The following is an 18,649-nucleotide window of genomic DNA, read 5'->3' as shown; positions in this document are numbered from 1 at the left end:
TGACCGCCCCGCGGCGGTTTTCTTTTGCGCCTTTCCAGCACTGGCCGATTTGCGACCATGTCGCAAATTTAACGGCGACGCCAAGCCTGCACCCCTTGACAACCAAGGGGTTCTGGTGGCGGTTTGCTGATCGCGACAATCCTGTTCGCGTCATCGTTCATACGTGGGAGGACACCGTTGAACGCCATGAAGCTTCCGGCCAAGAGGTCGTTCGTCTTCTTCCTGGTACCCGATTTCACCATGATCGCGTTCGCGACCGCGCTGGACCCGCTGCGCTCGGCCAACCGGATGCTCGGCTACGAAGCCTACAAGTGGCGGCTGGCGAGCATCGACGGGCGGCCGGTCAAGGCCTCGAACGGCGTCGAATGCGCGGTCAACAGTTCACTCGACGACGAGCGGCGCAAGATGACGGGCGCCGACCGTCCAGACATGGTGATCGTCTGCAGCGGGCTCAACGTCGAGACCTACAACAACCGCACCACCTTTGCCTGGCTGCGCGAGGAATATAACCGCGGCGTGGCGGTGGGCGGGCTGTGCACCGGCGCGCATGTGCTGGCCGCCGCCGGCCTGCTCTCCAACAAGCGTTGCGCCATCCATTGGGAGAACCTGCCGGGCTTCTCCGAAGCCTTCCCCAAGGCCAACGTCTTCGCCGACCTCTTCGAGATCGACCAGAACGTCTATACCTGCGCCGGCGGCACCGCCGCGCTCGACATGATGCTGAAGCTGATCGGCGACGATTTCGAGGAAAACCTCGTCAACCGCGTCTGCGAGCAGGTGCTGACCGACCGCGTCCGCAGCCCGACCGACCGCCAGCGCCTGCCGCTGCGCGCCCGCCTCGGCGTCCAGAACGCCAAGGTGCTGTCGATCATCGAGCTGATGGAGGCCAATCTCGCCGAGCCGCTGTCGCTGATCGAGGTGGCGGACCATGTCGGCCTGTCGCGTCGCCAGATCGAGCGGCTGTTCCGTACCGAAATGGGCCGCTCGCCGGCGCGCTACTACTTGGAAATCCGGCTCGACCGCGCGCGCCACCTGCTCGTGCAGTCGTCGATGCCGGTGGTGGAGGTGGCGGTCGCCTGCGGCTTCGTCTCGGCGTCGCACTTCTCGAAATGCTATCGCGAGCTTTATGCACGCTCGCCGCAGCAGGAACGGCTGGACAGGAAGCAGCTGCTGGCGGCCTGAAGCCGTTGGCATCGGACCGAAAACCGCTTCATGCTTTTCGGTCCGATGCTCTATCGCTGGTCCCACATCCAGCTGCGGTCGCGCCACATCTTCTCGCCAACGAAACAGTCGGCTTTCGGCGTTGCCTGGGCCTTCACGACCGGCAGACCTTCCGCAGCCGTCTCGGCCTGCCAGGCCGGCGACAGCGGCCCGGCCAGTTCAAGCACCAATTTGCGCCTGATCGCCTCGGGGAACTGGGACCAGTCGCTGACCGGGATCATGAAGGCGCCGGGGCCGCCGATCACGCAATCGGTGTAATACAGGTCGAGGTTCTCGACGTCGTAGGCGCTGGAAAAGCCCCCGCTGGTCATCAGCGGCAGGCCGTTGATGGTGATGCCCTGCTTCACCACCTCGTCGCGCGCGATCTCGACAGGCTGGCCCTGGTTGTTGGGTCCGTCACCGGAAATGTCGATGACGCGTTTCAGGCCGCGGAACTGGCTTTCGGCGAAGAGGTCGGCGCCAAACCCGAGCGCGGCCGCGATCGAGGTCCGGCGGGCGCTGTTCGCCGGCCGGGCCGAAAGCCTTGCCGCGACGCTCTCGGCATCCGCGCTGTTGGCTATGATCGTCCACGGCACGATGACGTGGTGGGAGGTCGTGCCGGCCCATTCGAAATAGGTGACGGCGATCCTGCCATACGCTCCGCCGGCGATCGCCTGCAGCACGCGGTCATGGGTCAGGGCGGCGGCATAGCCGTTCCGCTGGATATTGAGCTCCGTCGGCGACATGGAAAGCGAGACATCGACCGCCAGCACGAGCTCGACGTCCACGGGTTCGGCTGCGAAGGCGGAGGGCGCAAGGCCGATCGCCAGCGCCGCGGCGGCGCCCGCAACACGTTGCCAACCTCGTAGCGGCCAGAACATGCATCAAGGTTATGCAAAAAAGGGCGGATGAAAATGCGGCGCCCGGATCATCCCTTCACAATTTCGCGACTGCCGGGGACCGATTTGCGCATCCCGATCCCGCCTCTGCTCAGGGATCGTATATCCGTTGCCGCTTGCGATCCTGCTGCCAGAGTTTCTCGCCGATCGAGCAATCGTAAACGGGTTCGGCCCGCGCAAGCACCAGTATAGGTTCGCTGGAATCCGTCCGGTTCGGCGGTTGCGGCAGCGGCCGGCCCGCCAGTTCGAGCAGGAGCTTGCGGCGAAGCGCTTCCGGAAATTGGGACCAGTTGACCACCGGCATGACGAAGGAGCCGGGGCCGCCAATGACGCACTCGCTGTAATATGCATCGAGATCCGCCACGTCGTAGGGCATGAGGTCGGCGCTGGCCGTCATCACCGGCAAGCCGTTGATGATGATCCGCTGCGCGACGACAGCATCCCGCGCGACGTCGACTGCCAGACCCTCATTGTTGGGGCCGTCCCCGGAGATGTCGATCACCCTCCGCAAGCCGCGGAATTCGCTTTCGGCCAGAAGGTCCGCGGCGAAATTCAGCGCCCCCGAGATCGAGGTGCGGCGCGATTGGCGAGGCTTGGGCGCTGACAGCTGCGCCGCCACGCGTTCCGCATCCGCCCGATTGGCGATGACGGTCCAGGGAATGACGACATATTGCGCCGTCTGCCCCGCCCATTCGAAATAGGTGACGGCGATCCTGCCGTGGGCGCCGTCGGCGATGGCGTTGAGGACCTGCGGGTCCGTCAAAGCCTTCGCATAGCCTTGCCGCTGAAGATGAAGCTCGCCGGGCGACATCGAAAGCGAAATATCGGCGGCGAGCACCAGTTCGACGTCTACCGGTTCGGCTGCGGAAGCAGGCACGGCGAGGAGTGCGGCGACGGCCGCAAGCAGCATGCGGGCAAGGCGTGGCATGACGAGATTGTGCGTCAGTCCGACTGCAACCAGCGCTCACAATCGCGTGATTTCCCCAGCGGCAGCCTTTCCCGCTGCCGCTGCGCCTCGATCAGCTCCGCGGCTTGAGGTTCTCCGGATCGTAGAGCGGTTCGTAGCCGACGCCGACGACCTTCACCGGGTAGCGGTCGCCGAAATACTCGATCTCGAACGCATTGCCCTTAACCGCCTTCTCATGCGGCAGGTAGGCCAGCATGATCGTCTTGCCGATGGTCGGTCCATAGGCCATCGAGGTCGTGAAGGAACGGCGGCCGAGCGAATCCACCAGCGTCTCGCCGGTGGCCGGGTCGAGGATCGGGCTGATGCCTACCGGATAGCGCTTCACGCCGGCGGAATCGGTGTTCTCCTCGAGCGTCAGCGTGCAGAGCTTGGCCGGCTGGTGCGGTCTCGCGCGATGTTCGAGATGCCTCGCCTTGCCGCGGAAATCGGCCTCCTTGACCTTCGGGCGCTGGAGGTCGGATTCCAGCAGATTGTATTCGGTCAGAAGGTCGGCGTTCTGCAGCCGCAGGCTCTTCTCCATGCGGCGGGAGTTGGCGTAGGTCTCGACGCCGAAGGCCATCACGCCGGTCGAGCGCAGCGCGTCCCAGACGGCGAGCCCGTCCTCGTAGCGCATGTGCAGCTCCCAGCCCTGCTCGCCGACATAGGAGAGGCGGAAGGCGGTCACGTCCTTGCCGGCGATGCGGATCGGCTTGATCGCCGCGAAGGCGAAGTTTTCAAGCGACAGGCCGTCCGGATCCTCGACCACCTTCTGTAGCGTCGCGCGCGCGTTCGGCCCCCAGATGCCGACGGTGACGTATTTGTCGGTGACGTCGGTGACGGTGACGTCGAAACCCTTGTCCTCGGCGACGCGCTTCACATAGTGGAAGTCGCGCGGGCCGGCGTCGGCGCCGTCAACGACGCGGCAGCGGTCGGCCATGCGGATGACGGTGAGGTCGGCGCGCACCATGCCCTCGTCGTCGAGGAAATGCGTGTAGATGCCCTTGCCGATATTGGCGTCGCCGCCGATGCGGGCCGCGCAGAGCCACTCCATCAGCGCGACATGGTCCGGCCCCTCCACGTCGAACATGTAGAAATGGCTGAGGTTGACGATGCCGCAATCCTCGCTCATGGCGAGATGCTCGGCGTTCGACACGCGCCAGAAATGCCTGGCGTCCCACTCGTTCTCGCGTACCGGCACGCGGTTGCCGTAGCGTTCGAGCAGATGCTCGTTGGCGGCATAACCATGGGCGCGCTCCCAGCCGCCAAGCTCCATGAAATAGCCGCCGAGTTCCTTCTCGCGCTCATAGAAAGGCGAACGGCGGATGTTGCGGCCGGTCGCATAGGGCTCGCGCGGATGGACGGCGGGATTGTAGACCTTCTGCGCCGCTTCTCCGCAGCGACCCTCGACGAACTTCTCCTCGAGCTGGTGCGGGTAGAAGCGCGAATAGTCGATCTTGGCGTGGTCGATCGCCGTACGCCCGTCGGTCATCCAGTCGGCGACGAGCTTGCCAAAGCCCGGCGCATCCTTGACCCAAATGGCGACGGCGTACCAAAGCCCCCTCACCTTCTGGCTCTCGCCGATCGACGGACCGCCGTCGGCGGTCACCTGCAGCAGGCCGTTGAAGGAGCGGCGCTCGTCATAGCCGAGCTCGGCGAGGATCGGCGTCAGTTCGATCGCGCGTTCCAGCGGCTCGATGATCTGCTCCATGTCGAGGTCGCGCTGCGACGGCGACAGGCGCGCCTGGTGCTTTTCGAGCAGGTCGCGCGGATGGCAGAGGCGCGGGTTCTTCTCCTCGTAGTAGCCCCACTCGATCATGCCGCCTTCCGACGTGGTCGGATCGCCGGTGTCGCGCATATAGGCCGAGTTGCCCTGGTCGCGCAGCAGCGGATAGCCGATCTCCTTGCCGGTGCCGGCAAACTCCGTATACGGGCCGAAGAAGGTAAGCGGGTGGTCGATCGGCATGACCGGAAGGTCCTCGCCCGCCATCTCCGCGATCAGCCGGCCCCAGAGCCCGGCGCAGACCACGACATAGTCGGCCATGATGGTGCCACGGTCGGTGACGACGCCCTTTATGCGGCCGTTCTCGATGACCAGCGATTTTGCCGGCGTGTTGGCGAAGGCCTTCAGCCTGCCGGACTTCTCCGCCTGATCCACCAGCTTGCCGGCGACGGTCTGCGAGCGGGGGATGACGAGGCCGGCATCCGGATCCCACAGGCCGCCCTGCACGACGCTCTCCTCGATCAGAGGGAATTTCTGCTTGATCTCGGCAGGCTCGATGAGGCGTGCGCGGGTGCCGAAGGCCTTTGCCGACGCCACCTTGCGCTTGATCTCGTCCATGCGCGCATCGTCGCCGACGCGGGCGACCTCGAGGCCGCCGATGCGCTCATAGTGACCCAGTCTGTCATAGAAATCGAGCGAGTAGAGCGACGTCCAGCAGGACAGGAAGTCGTGGCTCGTCATGTAGCAGAAGTCGGATGCGTGCGCCGTCGAGCCGATGTCGGTGGGGATGCCCGACTTGTCGATGCCGACGATATCGTCCCATCCGCGCTCGATCAGGTGATGCACGACGGAGGCGCCGACGATGCCGCCCAGCCCGATGACGACGACCTTCGCCTTTGACGGAAACTCTGCCATTTGCCCACGACTCCGAAGCGATTTTGCGGACGGACTATAAGGCGGGTCCGCGGCAGGGTTGAAGCCTGTTTGCGACATCGCAGAAAGGCAGCGCGACGGCGGGCGGCGCCAGACCTGAAAAGCAGCCGGACCGTCAAACCGGCCTGACCGGCAAAGCAAAAGGCCGGGCGACTGCCCGGCCACGCGCCTCCGCCGTCGGCGGAGCTTACTTGATGCGGGCGACGCCGCCCGAAATCTCGACCGTCTCGCCGCCGGTCAGCGCCTCGATGTCGCCGTTCGGCATGGTGACGAAGCAGCCGCTGGCGCAGAAGTCGACCGTCTCGCCGGCGCCGATCGAGAGCTCGGCCTTGCTGCCGCCCTCGGTGACAACCAGCGTACGAGGCTCGTTATCGAGGTTGACCGCGCTCGCGGCCTCGGCCGACGCGCTTGCGGCAAGCAGGGCAAGCATGACGACAAGGTTCTTCAACATTTCGGTTCCGGTGGCTCCCACCGCCTCTGTTGCAGGGCCTTCGCCCTTTTGCCTCGACCTTATATGAGAACCAATCTGAACGGCAACTGAATGCCACGTTCATGCCACAATTGGCTTCCCCGGCGGTTATTCCGGGTCGGGCTTGCGCTGGCGGCCGCCTTTGCGGGCAGGCTTGCGTTCGGCCAGGGCGGCTGCCTCCCGCGCCTTTTCCTCGATGAGGGCGGCCTCGTCCTTCTCGTCGTCGGTCGGCCAGCGCTCCCCGGCCTTCGGGACTTCGGCGCGTACTGCCGACGGAATCTCTATGCCCTCGGCGTCGAAGACATCGAGGATAGTGAAGCGCAAGTCGTTGTGAACGATGTTGCCGTTCGTCACATCCGCCAGGAAGACCCTGATCTCGAACTCGAGCGCCGTCGGGCCGAAATTGGCGAACAGCACGAACGGCTCGGGATTTCTAAGGACGAGCGGGTGGTTCCTGGCGATGTCGAGCATGAGCGCATGCGCGCGCTTGACGTCCATGCCGTAGGCGACGCCCACCTTGATGTCGATGCGTCCGAGCTTGTTGCGGTGCGTCCAGTTGCCGACCGCGCTGTTGATGAGCTGCGAATTCGGCAGGATCACGGTCTGGCGCTGGAAGGTCTCGATCTCGGTGGCGCGCACGCTGATTTTCTTGACGGTACCCGAGACGTCGCCGGCAACGATCCAGTCGCCCGCCTTGAACGGCCGCTCGGCGAGCAGGATCAGTCCCGAGACGAAATTCGAGACCACGTTCTGCAATCCGAAACCGATGCCGAGCGACAGACCGCCGGCGATCAGCGCGAAGCTCGACAGGTCGATGCCGGCCGAGGAGATGGCGATGAGCGCGGCCAGCGCAAGCCCGGCATAGCCGACGACGGTGCGAATCGAGTTGCGCACGCCGGCGTCGACCCGACCGCGCGCCATGACCGAGCCGTCGAGCCAGCCCTGGAACCAACGGGTGAGGAAATAGCCGATGGCGAAGACGACGATGCCCGTCAGGATGCCGGCCGGCGAGAAGCGGAAGGAGCCGACGCTGAAGCCTTCGCTCAGCCTGTACGCCCAGGTCTGGATGTCGCCGAGCTGGAAGCCCCAGAGCAGCAGGATCAGCGGCAGAAAGACGAGCACGATCATCAGGTTGATGGCGAGGCTGACGACCAGCCCGAGCTGGTCGAGCGTCGTCACCTCGGTGCTCGACTTCGACGCCAGCCAGCGCCCGACCGACGTCTCCGCAAAGCCACCTTCCGCGCCGATCGCCCGCGACGACAGGAAGCCGATATAGGCGGTGATGAGGATGGTGCCGGTGACGACCACCTGTATGGAGACGAAGGTCGCAAGGCCGATATAACCGAGCAGCGCCGCGGCGATGATGAACAGGCCGAGCCCGACGGCCGTGTAGCGGAGCCAAGCGCGCCAGGGACGCCACACCCCGTCTTCGTAGTGCAAGAGGCCGATCAGGATGAAAAGTACGCCGACGATGACCGTGGCGAGGAAGCTCCGCGCAATCGTCAGCGAGAGCGGCGAACCCATTGCGTCGTTGACGACGGTCAAGAAGTAGTTGACCCCCAGCACGACCGCCATTGCCGTCACCAGCAGGACGAGAAGTCTTGCCGTACCCGATCCGATCGAAATCAGCCGCCAGTTCGGCAGCTTCGGCGCCAGCACGGCGTTGGCCAGCCGGTTGACGCAGAAAATGATGCCGATGACGATGAACAGGGCGTTCAGGAAAACCCCGATATCGCCTCTGAGCACGTTGAAATAATTCAGGAAGAAAACGGTGGCGAGCAGGAACACGCCGAGCGCGGCAGTCGGCAGCAATGTCGACCAGAAGGCGACGGAAAGCCGGCTGAGATAAGACGGATCCTCCGCTGCCGGGTCCGCTTCGAAAACCCTGCCGAAGACGCGGCGGCCGCCGAACATCAGCACCGCCGCCGCAATCAGGGCGAAGAAAGCGGCGCCGAGCACGGACTGGAACTTGAACTGGAATACGAACTTCAGCCAGGACGAAACCGTCCGGTAGAAACCCGTGAACTCCGCCTGCACGTCGTCGAAAAGCTGGCCGTCGAAGGCGTCCGTCAGCGCGTAGCGCTTGGTCAGCACGCTGCGGAACAACTCGCTGCGCATCAGCCCGATCTTGTTGATCAGATTGCTGACGCGGATGGACAGAGATTCCGCCAGCCCGAGCACCGCATTGATCTCGGCCTTTTCGGCGGCCAGCGCCTGCCGTTCGGCCGAGACAATGTCGAGTTCCGACTGTCCATCCGGCGGCACCGGGCCCAGTTGCTCGAGCCTCGCGTTGATCTCCGACAGACGCGGCCGGAAGGCGACCGCGCTGGACAGCAACTCGCTGGCAAGCTCCTCGAGCTTGAGCCTGATTTCGACAAGCTTGCCGTCCTGGTCTGCGTTCGCGGTGATCTGCTTCTCCAAGGCGTCGGCCTCGGCGGAGTATTTCTGGATGGCGGTGCGCTGCCCCTCGACCAGCGCATTGTCCGTATTGCCCACGGCCTGGGCGAACGCGCCCGATGTGAAAAGCGCGACAGCGAGGAACGATAAGACTAAAGCGCGCCAAAGGCGGACGAACGGCATGATACCTCTGCGACTCCGGCAATCCGATCCGGGCAGCCCCCGCGGCCCTTGATAAAGACCCGGCTTTGAGCCGGCAAGCCGCCTTGATCCCACGGGGTCGGCCATGCGAAAGGCCATGGCGCAATCCTGGCTTTGGCGCGAAAGGCTGCCCTATAGTCTGCGCGTCGCCCGAAACGGATGTTGGCTGATGCGGGAATATTCTGCCTATACGCTGCTCAAGAACGCGCTGGCCGGCAACCGTGACTGGAAACCGGCCTGGCGCAAGCCCGACCCCAAGGCCAGCTACGACGTCGTGATCATCGGTGGCGGCGGGCACGGACTGTCGACGGCCTACTACCTCGCCAAGGAGCACGGCATCACCAACGTGGCGGTGCTGGAGAAGGGTTATCTCGGCTCCGGCAATGTCGGCCGCAACACCACCGCGGTGCGCTCCAACTACCTGCTGCCGGAAAACCATCGTTTCTACGAGCATTCGATGGATTTGTGGGAGAACCTCTCCCACGACCTCAACTACAACGTCATGTTCTCGCAGCGTGGCTGCCTGAACCTCGCGCACACGCCCGGCCAGCTCGACGAATATGTCCGCCGCGGCAACGCGCTACGCCATTCCGGCATCGATTCCGAACTGATGACGGTCGAGCAGATAAAACGCCTGGTGCCGGCGCTCGACGTCTCGGCCTCGGCCCGCTTCCCCGTCATCGGCGGCGTCATGCAGTGGAGTGCCGGAACGGCGCGCCATGACGCGGTCGCCTGGGGTTATGCACGCGGCGCCGACCGGCGCGGCGTCGACGTCATCGAGAATTGCGAGGTGACCGGTTTCCTGCGCGACGGCGACCGGGTGACCGGAGTCACGACCACCCGCGGCGAGATCAGGGCCAAGAAGGTGGCGATCGCGGTGGCCGGCAGCACTGGCCGCGTGATGAAGCTCGTCGGCATCGACGAGATGCCGATCGAGAGCCAGGTGCTGCAGGCCTTCGTCTCGGAATCGCTGAAACCGATCCTCGACACGGTGCTGACCTTCGGCATGGGCCATTTCTATGTGGGACAGTCCGACAAGGGCGGCCTGATCTATGGCGGCGCGCTCGACGGCTACAACAGCTACGCGCAGCGCGGCAGTCTGCCGCTCGTCGAGGAAGTGCATTCGGAGATGCTGGCGCTGTTCCCGGGCCTCGCCAGCGTGCGCGTGCTGCGCTCCTGGGGCGGGCTGTGCGACATGTCGATGGACGGTTCGCCCATCATCACGACAGGCCCCCTGCCCGGCATGTATCTCAACTGCGGCTGGTGCTACGGCGGCTTCAAGGCGACGCCGGCGTCAGGCTGGTGCTTCGCATGGACGATCGCCAAGGACGAGCCGCACCCGCTCAATGCCCCTTTCACGCTCGACCGGTTCCATCGCGGCGCCATCATCGACGACAAGGGCCAGGGCGCGACGCCCAATCTGCATTAGGGACAACACAGATGATCATCACCTGCCCCTATTGCGGCCCGCGCGACTCCTCCGAATTCGTCTATCGCGAAGAGGGCGGGCGCATTCGTCCCGACCAGGCCTCGACCGACCAGGCGGCGTGGAACGCCTATGTCTACGACCGGGTGAACACGGCCGGCGAGCACGACGAGATCTGGCAGCATTCCGGCGGCTGCCGCGCGCATCTCAGGATCGTGCGCAACACGGTGACGCACAGGATCGTCAGCGTCGCCTTCGCCAGGGATCACGGCAGGCCGCATGAGCGGCGCAAGGCGGAGACGCCCGCATGAGCCCGCGCCGCGCCACCAGCGGCGGGCTGATCGACCGCTCGCGCTCCGTCCGCTTCACCTTCGACGGCCAGGATTTCACCGGCCATCCCGGCGACACGCTGGCCTCCGCATTGCTCGCCAACGGCGTCTCGCTGTTCGGACGCTCTTTCAAATATCACCGCCCGCGCGGCGTGCTCGCCGCCGGCGTCGACGAGCCCAACGCGCTGGTGACGGTGCTGCGCGGCGAAGCGCGCGAACCGAACATCCAGGCGACCATGCTGGAGATCCGGGACGGCCTGAAGGTCGTCAGCCAGAACCGCTTCCCGACCCTGGGGTTCGACGTTGGTGCTGCCAATCAGCTCGGCGGAAAACTGATCGGCGCGGGCTTCTACTACAAGACCTTCATGGGCCCGGTGATCGGACCGCTGAAGGGCACCCGCTTCTGGATGTTCTGCGAGCATTTCATCCGCCGCGCCGCCGGCCTCGGCCACGCGGGCACGGCGCCGGACCCGTCGCGCTACGAGCGTATGAACGCCTTCTGCGACGTGCTGGTGGTCGGCTCGGGTCCGGCCGGCCTGATGGCGGCGAAAGCGGCGGCGGAGAGCGGCGCTCGCGTGATGCTTGCCGAGCAGGATGCGCGGCTCGGCGGTTCTGCAAACTGGTCGGGCGAGACGATCGACGCGCAGCCGGCGAACGACTGGGCGGCCGGCATGGTGCGCGAGCTTGCGGCGCTGCCGAACGTCACCCTGCTGCCGCGCACGACTGTGTGGGGCTATTACGACGGCAACACGATCGCTGCGCTGGAGCGCGTGACCGACCACAAGGCGTCGCCACGCGCCGGCGAGCCGCGCCAACGGCACTGGACGATCCGCTCCGGCAAGGTTGTGCTCACGACCGGCGCCTTCGAGCGGCCGCTGGTGTTTCCCGGCAACGACCGGCCCGGCGTCATGCTGGCGAGCGCGGCGGAACGCTATGCCGTCGAATATGGCGTGCTGCCGGGCGACAAGGTCGCCGTCTTCACCAACAATGACGGCGCCTACAAGTCGGCGCTCTCGCTGCGCGAGGCCGGCTGCCGCATCGTCGCGATCATCGACGTGCGCGAGGAGCTTTCGGAAGCTGTGCGGGCGCTGGCCGTTCGCACGGGCGCGGAAATCCTCAGCGGACGCGCCGTTACCGGTACCGAGGGCGGCAAGTCGCTTTCCGGCATCAAGATGCAGGCCTTCAACGCGAAAGCCGGCGCGGTGAGCGGCGATCCGCGCACCATCGAGGCCGACTGCCTGCTGATGTCCGGCGGCTGGTCGCCGGTGATCAATCTCGCCAGCCAGGCCGGCGCGAAGGCCGAATGGAGCGAGCGGCTGCAGGCCTTCCTGCCGCCGAAGGAAGCCGACGGCTGGGTCGGCGCCGGCGGCTTCAACGGCGCCTTTTCGCTCGAGGCGGCGCTCGCCGAAGGCCTTGCGGCGGGCGGCGAGCCGGACGGCGATACGCCTGCCGTGATCAGCTACGAACTGGATATGGCGCCGGCGCCGGTTTTCGAGATCGCAGCGGGTGGAAAGGCTTTTGTCGACTTCCAGCACGATGTGACTGCCGACGACGTCAGGCTCGCCCATCGCGAGGGCTTCCAGTCGGTCGAGCATCTGAAGCGCTACACGACTCTCGGCATGGCGACCGACCAGGGCAAGACCTCCAACGTGCCGGGGCTCGCCATCATGGCCAATGCGCTCGGCAAGCAGATCCCGGAGGTCGGCACGACGCGCTTCCGTCCGCCCTTCGCGCCGGTGACGATCGGCGCGCTGGCGGCCGAGCGCTACGGCGAGATCAGGCCGGAGCGGCTGACGCCCATGCATGACTGGCACATCGCCAACGGCGCGACGACCTATTCGGCCGGGCTGTGGCACCGCCCGATGATCTACGGCCTGCCAGGCGAGACGGTCGAGCAAGCCTATGTGCGCGAGGCGCAGACAACGCGCGAGGCAGCAGGCATCGCCGACGTCTCGACGCTCGGCAAGATCATGGTCCAGGGCCCGGATGCGGCCGGCTTCCTCGACCGGGTCTACACCAACATGTTCTCGACGCTGCCCGTCGGCAAGGCGCGCTACGGGCTGATGCTGCGCGAGGACGGGCTGGTGCTCGACGACGGCACGACGTGGCGGCTGGGCGAGCAGGATTTCCTGATGACCACGACGACGGCCAATGCCGGCAAGGTCATGCAGCACCTCGAATATCTGCTCGACGCGGTCTGGCCGGAACTGAAGGTGCAGCTCACCTCCGTCACCGACCAATGGGCCGGCGCCTCGATCGCCGGACCGGTGTCGCGCGAAATCCTGGCGGCCTGCGTGACGGGCACGAAAGTCGACAACGAGACGCTGCCCTTCATGGGCATCGTCTATGGCGAGATATCGGGCGCGCCGGTGATGATCTGCCGCCTCTCCTTCTCCGGCGAGCTCGCCTACGAGGTGTATTCGGGCGCCGGCCACGGCACGCATGTCTGGGAAGCGCTGATTGCCGCCGGCAAGCCCTTCGGCCTGGTGCCCTACGGGCTCGAGGCGCTGGGCACGATGCGTATCGAGAAAGGTCATGTCACCGGCGCCGAGATCGACGGGCGCGTGACAGCACGCGACCTGCATCTCGACTGGATGCTGTCGAAGAAGAAGCCCTTTGTCGGCTCGATGATGATGGACCGTGAGGGGCTGACTGCACCCGACCGGCTGCAGCTCGTCGGCATCATGTCGCTCGACAACCGGCCGCTCAATGGCGGCGCGCATATCGTCGAGGAGCTCGACCGCGACAACCCGCACGGCTCGATCGGCCATATGACGGCGGCGTGCTATTCGCCGGTGCTCGGGCGGCATATCGGGCTGGCGCTGGTGAAGGGCGGCAAGTCTCTCCATGGCCAACGCGCGTTCATCTCCGACCCGCTGCGCAAGCGCTTCGGCCCGGTCGAGATCGTCAGCCACCATTTCTACGATCCTGAAGGGAGGCGCATGCATGGTTGACCAGCTTTCGCCGCTCGCCCCCGTGCTGCGACCGGGCAGGCACGCGCTGGCCGACCACAGCGTCGGCGTGACGCTCACCGAGACCCAGCCGGGCTCGATCGTCCAGCTCGCCGCCTGGCGCGGCGAGGAAGGCGCGCTGATTGCGGCGATCAGGGAAGTCGCCGGGCTGGCCCTGCCGGACGGCGCCGGCGGCGGCGTTTCCACAGAAGCGAAAGCGGGCTTCGGCTTCGCGCCCGGAAAATTCCTCGTCGTCGATCAGGACGAAGGGCTGGCGGCGGCATTCGCGAAAGCCGTCGCTCCCGAAACGGGCACGGTCACCGACCTTTCGCATGGCCGCACCGCGATCAGGATCGCCGGACCGAAGGCGGAATGGGTGCTGGCGAAGTTCTTTGCCACCGACTTTTCGCTGCCGGCCTTTCCGCTCGGTTCAGGCATCTCAACCGTGCACCACGACATCTTCGCGCAAATCCAGCGCAGCGGCGCCGACGAGTTCGATGTCTACGTCTTCCGTTCCTTCGCACGGTCGTTCTGGAAATCGCTTTGCCACGCGAGCGAAGAGGTCGGCTACGAAGTGCTGTAGCTCCCAGCGCCCAAGTTCTTCGCTTCATTGATGCGAAGGTTGGATGGCGCTAGATTGGCGGTCCTTTTCCGAAAGCCGATGGGAGGACAAGACCATGGCGAGGAAATCAGGACTTCCAATATCGCTGCTGACCGGCATCGCCATGCTGGCCGCCATCGGACCCGCCTCTGCCCAACCGACCAGGGAGGTCGTCGTCTTCGATTTCGAGATGATGGATACCAGCGCCGGCGCGGGCATCATCCCGGCGGACGAGCTCGACGCCAGATATCTCGCCGAGGCGACCGAGGTCGCCAAGAATTATCTTCGGACGCAGGGGACGTACACGATCGTGGATGCGGGATCGGCGTCGGCCGACATCGCGAAAGCCGGCGGCGTGCTGGACTGCAATGGCTGCGAGGCCAGGATCGCGTCCAAGCTCGGCGGCGGACTGGCTATGACGGGAATCGTGAACCGGATCAGCCGGACCGAATACGAGATGCTGATCAAGATCGTCGATGCCGGCACCGGCGCACCGGTTGCGGGAGGCTACACGGGACTTCGGATGGGAGCGAACTACTCCTGGCCCCGCGGCGCCAAGTGGCTGATGGAACGGCGCGTCATGGACGGCCTGGCCGACAAATAATCCGGCGGCTACATACTCAGCGCAGGAAGGTGGCGAACTCCTCGACGGAGACCCGCTCCGTGCGCAGATTGTTCTCGGGCTTGGAAGTGTCCTCGTAGCCGAGCGCCATGCCGCAGATGACTATCTCCTCGTCAGGGATCCCGAGCACTAGCCTGATCTGCTGGTGATACGGGGCGAAGGCCGCCTGCGGGCAGGTGTGCAGGCCCCTCGCCCGCGCCGCGATCATTATGTTCTGCAGAAACATGCCGTAGTCGACCCACGACCCCTGGTTCAGCCTGCGGTCGATGGTGAAGATCATGCCGACCGGCGCGTCGAAGAACACGAAGTTGCGGTCGTGCTGGGCGCGCATCTGGTCGACGTCGCGCTTGCCGATGCCGAGATGGCCGTAGAGCGCAAAGCCGACGGCGCGACGGCGCGCGTAATAGGGCTCGAAGAACTTGTCCGGGTAATATTTGTACTCGCCCCTCGCCTTCTCGGCGCGCAGGCCCGAACCGAGGATGGCGCGCGAGACGCGCTCCTTGGCTTCGCCTGTCGTCACATAGACCCGCCACGGCTGCATGTTGGTGCCGGACGGGGCCCAGGAGGCGACATCAAGGATTTCGCGGATTGTCGGTTCCGGCACCGGATCGAGCCGGAATGCGCGGATGGAGCGCCGCGTCGTGATCGCCTCGTCGACGATCGCGACCTCGTCATGCAGCGGCGTATTTTCGTCCCGTGCCAGCATGTCGTCCCGCCCCGGTTGCGGCGCCAAATCGCCGACGGTCGGCCAATTCGAGGGATGGCATTGTCCCGGACGGCCCGGCAAGTAAATCTTCCCCAACGCCGTGAAAGGATACTTGATTTTTTCACGGCACTCGGGTTTCGTGAAATTCATACGACTTTTTTCACGGACGCTTCGCGAGAACGGCCATGTCGCCAGGAAGTGCATTGCTCCACGAGGAACCGCTGTCCGCCGCGCAATTGCTGGCGCGCGACATCCGTGCGCTGAGGAAGGCGCGCGGCCTGACGCTCGCGGAGATCGGCCAGCGCCTGAAGCGATCCATCGGCTGGCTGAGCCAGGTGGAGCGAGGCCTGTCGGCGCCTTCGCTGGCGGACCTCAGGGCCTTTGCCGAACTCTTCGGCGTCCCCCTCAGCCTGTTCTTCGGACATGAGGCGCAAACCGACGCCGAACGCGGCGTGGTGGTGCGCTCGGGCCGTCGGCGGTCGCTTGGTACAAGCGAATCCGGGCTGGTGGAGGAGCTTCTGTCGCCCGATCTTGGCGGTAGCTTCGAGATGCTGCGTTCGGTCTTCGCGCCGGGCGCCGCACTTGACGAGCCGGCGCTCCGCAAGACGGAGGAAGCCGGATACGTGGTGTCCGGACGCTTCGACATCGAGATCGACGGGGTCTGGCACCGGCTCGGCGAAGGCGACAGCTTCCGCTTCGCGGAAAAGCCGTTCCGGTGGAAGAACCCGGGCAAGCAGCCAGCGGTGGTGATCTGGATCGTGTCGCCGCCGGTCTATTGAGCGGAAATCGGGAGGACAGGAAGTGGCGGAAATCCCTTCGACCGCGCGCGTGGTCATCATCGGCGGCGGAGCAGTCGGCGTGTCGTCGCTCTACCACCTCGCCAAGGCGGGCTGGACGGACTGCGTGCTCCTGGAAAAGAACGAGCTGACGTCCGGCTCGACCTGGCATGCGGCCGGCAACGTGCCGACCTTTTCGTCCTCATGGTCGCTGATGAACATGCAGCGCTATTCGACCGAGCTTTACCGCGGATTGGCGGACGCGGTCGACTATCCGATGAACTACCACGTCACCGGTTCGCTGAGGCTGGCGCACACCGACGAGCGCATGCAGGAATTCCAGCGCGCCAAGGGCATGGGGCGCTACCAGGGCATGGCCATCGACGTCGTCGGCCTCGACGAGATCAAGCGGCGCTACCCCTTCATCGAGACGCATGAACTGAAGGGCGCGCTCTACGACCCTAATGACGGCGACATCGATCCGGCGCAGCTGACGCAGGCGCTCGCCAAGGGCGCGCGCGACATGGGCGCCAAGATCGTACGCTTCTGTCCGGTGACCGGCGCCCGGCGCGAGAACGGCGAGTGGGTGATCTCGACGCCGAAAGGCGAAATCCGCTGCGAATATGTCGTCAACGCCGGCGGCTATCGCGCGGCCGAGATCGGCGCGCTTTTCGGGCGCAAGGTGCCGATGATGGTGATGAGCCATCAGTACATACTGTTCGAGGAAATCCCCGAGCTCGCCGCCTGGTCGAAAGAAGTCGGCCACAAGCTGCCGCTGCTGCGCGACGTCGACACGTCCTACTACCTCAGGCAGGAAAAGAGCGGCATGAATCTCGGCCCTTACGAGCGCAACTGCCGCGCGCACTGGGCGACGCCGGACGATCCGATGCCGGAGGATTTTTCGTTCCAGCTCTATCCGGACGACCTGGAGCGGCTGGAATGGTACCTGAACGACGCCATCGCGCGCGTGCCAATCCTCGGCACGGCGGGTCTCTCCAAGGTGATCAACGGCCCCATCCCCTACGCGCCGGACGGCAACCCGCTGATCGGTCCGATGCCCGGCGTGCCCAACGCCTTCGACGCCTGTGTCTTCACCTTCGGCATCGCGCAGGCCGGCGGCGCCGGCAAGGTGCTGGCGGAGTGGGTGACCGAAGGTCAGACCGAATGGGACATGTGGTCCTGCGACCCGCGCCGCTTCACCGATTTCGCCGCCGAGCCCGACTATGCCGTCGCCAAGGGCATGGAGATCTACGGCAACGAATATGCCATCAGTTTCCCGCATCACGCCTGGCCGGCTGCACGCGACCGCAAGCTGTCGCCGATCCATGGCCGGATCGCGGCGCTGGGCGCACAGTTCAATGCCTATAACGGCTGGGAACGCGCGACTTGGTTCGCGCAGCCGGGCGACGACACGTCGGAGGAATCGACGCTAACTTTCAGGCGCGACGGCCCCTGGGAAAAGCGTGTCCGCGAGGAGTGCCTCGCGGTGCGCGACGCCGCCGGCATCCTCGACCTGCCCGGCTTCTCCCGCTTCAGGCTTCAGGGCGACGGGGCACGCGCATGGCTGTCGACGATGATCACCGGCATCGTGCCCAAGCCCGGAAGGATCGGGCTCGGCTATTTCGCCGACGACAAGGGCCGCATCGTCACCGAGATGTCGATCATGGCGCTCGACGAGGACTTCTTCTTCCTCATCACGGCGTCGGTCGCCGAGCTGCACGACTTCGAGTGGCTCCAGAAACATCTGCCGCAACCGACTCAAATGACTCTGCAAAACGCCACCGACGCCTTCGCCTGCCAGATCCTGTCGGGGCCGAAGTCGCGGCAGATACTCGCGGAACTCTGTGACGCCGACCTTTCCTTGCCGTGGTTGTCGCACCAGTCGGTGCAGATCGCCGGACGCTGGTGCCAGCTGGTGCGCGTCTCCTTCGCTGGCGAACTCGGCTGGGAAATCCACACCAAGGTCGAGGACACCGAGACGATCTTCGATGCCGTCTGGGCGGCCGGGCAGAAACACGGGCTGAAGCCGTTCGGCATGTTCGCGCTGGATTCGCTCAGGCTCGAAAAGGGCTACCGCGCCTGGAAGCAGGACCTCTCGACCGACTACACGGTCCTGCAAGGCGGCGTCGACCGTTTCGTGAGATGGGACAAGCCCGAATTCCTGGGCAAGGCGGCGCTGCAGAACGAGAAGCAGCAGGGTGTGAAGAAGCGTTTCGTCACGCTGGTCGTCGACAGCCCGGATTTCGATGCGCCCTACATGTCGACGCTCTGGCACGACGGCAAGGTCGTCGGCGAGACGACGTCAGGAGGCTTCGGCTACAGGGTGGACAAGTCCATCGCACTCGGCATGCTGCGCTCCGACCTTGCCGCACCGGGCACCGGGATCGAGGTGGAGATATTCGGCGAGCGCTATCCTGCGACCGTCCAGAAGGACGAGCCGCTGTGGGATCCAACGAACGAGAGACTGAGGGCGTAA

General features: G+C 65.3%; 14 protein-coding genes. 8 read left to right on the top strand and 6 right to left on the bottom strand.

Features of this window, described 5'->3' with window-relative positions:
* The first annotated feature begins 186 nt into the window (after positions 1-186).
* Positions 187-1,179: a GlxA family transcriptional regulator gene (locus D8676_RS16575; protein WP_348629020.1), complete on the top strand. Its 993-nt coding sequence runs from the start codon at positions 187-189 to the stop codon at positions 1,177-1,179.
* Positions 1,180-1,229: 50 nt separating this feature from the next.
* On the opposite strand, the gene D8676_RS16570 is transcribed toward D8676_RS16575, so the two are convergent.
* The 5 genes from D8676_RS16570 to D8676_RS16550 all read right to left on the bottom strand — a co-directional run bounded on the left by D8676_RS16570 (position 1,230) and on the right by D8676_RS16550 (position 8,744).
* Positions 1,230-2,078: a DUF1194 domain-containing protein gene (locus D8676_RS16570; protein WP_121582197.1), complete on the bottom strand. Its 849-nt coding sequence runs from the start codon at positions 2,076-2,078 to the stop codon at positions 1,230-1,232.
* Positions 2,079-2,187: 109 nt separating this feature from the next.
* Positions 2,188-3,024, bottom strand: a complete 837-nt coding sequence (locus tag D8676_RS16565; RefSeq protein WP_121582196.1) for a DUF1194 domain-containing protein — start codon at positions 3,022-3,024, stop codon at positions 2,188-2,190.
* 91 nt (positions 3,025-3,115) lie between these two features.
* Positions 3,116-5,677, bottom strand: coding sequence for an FAD-dependent oxidoreductase (locus D8676_RS16560; protein ID WP_121582195.1), 2,562 nt, complete (start codon positions 5,675-5,677; stop codon positions 3,116-3,118).
* A gap of 205 nt (positions 5,678-5,882) precedes the next feature.
* The gene (locus D8676_RS16555; RefSeq protein WP_121582194.1) at positions 5,883-6,146 is read right to left on the bottom strand and encodes a hypothetical protein; all 264 of its coding nucleotides are present in this window, start codon (positions 6,144-6,146) and stop codon (positions 5,883-5,885) included.
* Positions 6,147-6,272: 126 nt separating this feature from the next.
* The gene (locus D8676_RS16550) at positions 6,273-8,744 is read right to left on the bottom strand and encodes a mechanosensitive ion channel family protein (protein ID WP_121582193.1); all 2,472 of its coding nucleotides are present in this window, start codon (positions 8,742-8,744) and stop codon (positions 6,273-6,275) included.
* Between the two features lie 187 nt (positions 8,745-8,931).
* Between D8676_RS16550 and D8676_RS16545 the strand changes: the two genes are divergently transcribed.
* The 5 genes from D8676_RS16545 to D8676_RS16525 all read left to right on the top strand — a co-directional run bounded on the left by D8676_RS16545 (position 8,932) and on the right by D8676_RS16525 (position 14,673).
* On the top strand, positions 8,932-10,191 hold the full coding sequence (locus D8676_RS16545) for a sarcosine oxidase subunit beta family protein (protein WP_121582395.1): 1,260 nt from the start codon (positions 8,932-8,934) through the stop codon (positions 10,189-10,191).
* Positions 10,192-10,202: 11 nt separating this feature from the next.
* Positions 10,203-10,499, top strand: coding sequence for a sarcosine oxidase subunit delta (locus D8676_RS16540; protein WP_121582192.1), 297 nt, complete (start codon positions 10,203-10,205; stop codon positions 10,497-10,499).
* Positions 10,496-13,471 (top strand): sarcosine oxidase subunit alpha family protein, encoded by a 2,976-nt coding sequence (locus D8676_RS16535; RefSeq protein ID WP_121582191.1) that lies wholly within the window; start codon positions 10,496-10,498, stop codon positions 13,469-13,471. Before D8676_RS16540 ends, D8676_RS16535 begins: the two co-directional genes overlap by 4 nt.
* Positions 13,464-14,051 carry a sarcosine oxidase subunit gamma gene (locus D8676_RS16530; protein ID WP_121582190.1) on the top strand — a complete coding sequence of 196 codons (588 nt, stop codon included), beginning with the start codon at positions 13,464-13,466 and terminating at the stop codon, positions 14,049-14,051. The genes D8676_RS16535 and D8676_RS16530 overlap by 8 nt, the downstream gene beginning before the upstream one ends.
* Before the next feature lie 94 nt (positions 14,052-14,145).
* The gene (locus D8676_RS16525) at positions 14,146-14,673 is read left to right on the top strand and encodes a DUF3280 domain-containing protein (RefSeq protein WP_183097124.1); all 528 of its coding nucleotides are present in this window, start codon (positions 14,146-14,148) and stop codon (positions 14,671-14,673) included.
* A 16-nt stretch (positions 14,674-14,689) separates the two neighbouring features.
* On the opposite strand, the gene D8676_RS16520 is transcribed toward D8676_RS16525, so the two are convergent.
* Complete coding sequence (locus D8676_RS16520) at positions 14,690-15,397, bottom strand: nitroreductase (RefSeq protein WP_121582394.1); 708 nt, start codon at positions 15,395-15,397, stop codon at positions 14,690-14,692.
* 185 nt (positions 15,398-15,582) lie between these two features.
* On the opposite strand from D8676_RS16520, the gene D8676_RS16515 reads away from it, so the two are divergent.
* Together D8676_RS16515 and D8676_RS16510 are read left to right on the top strand one after the other, a co-directional pair.
* On the top strand, positions 15,583-16,176 hold the full coding sequence (locus tag D8676_RS16515; protein WP_121582188.1) for an XRE family transcriptional regulator: 594 nt from the start codon (positions 15,583-15,585) through the stop codon (positions 16,174-16,176).
* Between the two features lie 22 nt (positions 16,177-16,198).
* Complete coding sequence (locus tag D8676_RS16510; protein ID WP_121582187.1) at positions 16,199-18,649, top strand: FAD-dependent oxidoreductase; 2,451 nt, start codon at positions 16,199-16,201, stop codon at positions 18,647-18,649.

It is taken from the genome of Mesorhizobium sp. YM1C-6-2 (assembly GCF_003666685.1).
Taxonomy (GTDB): Bacteria; Pseudomonadota; Alphaproteobacteria; order Rhizobiales; family Rhizobiaceae; genus Mesorhizobium_K.
Note: the sequence above shows the minus strand (reverse complement) of the source record. Positions and strands in the feature narration are given on the sequence as shown.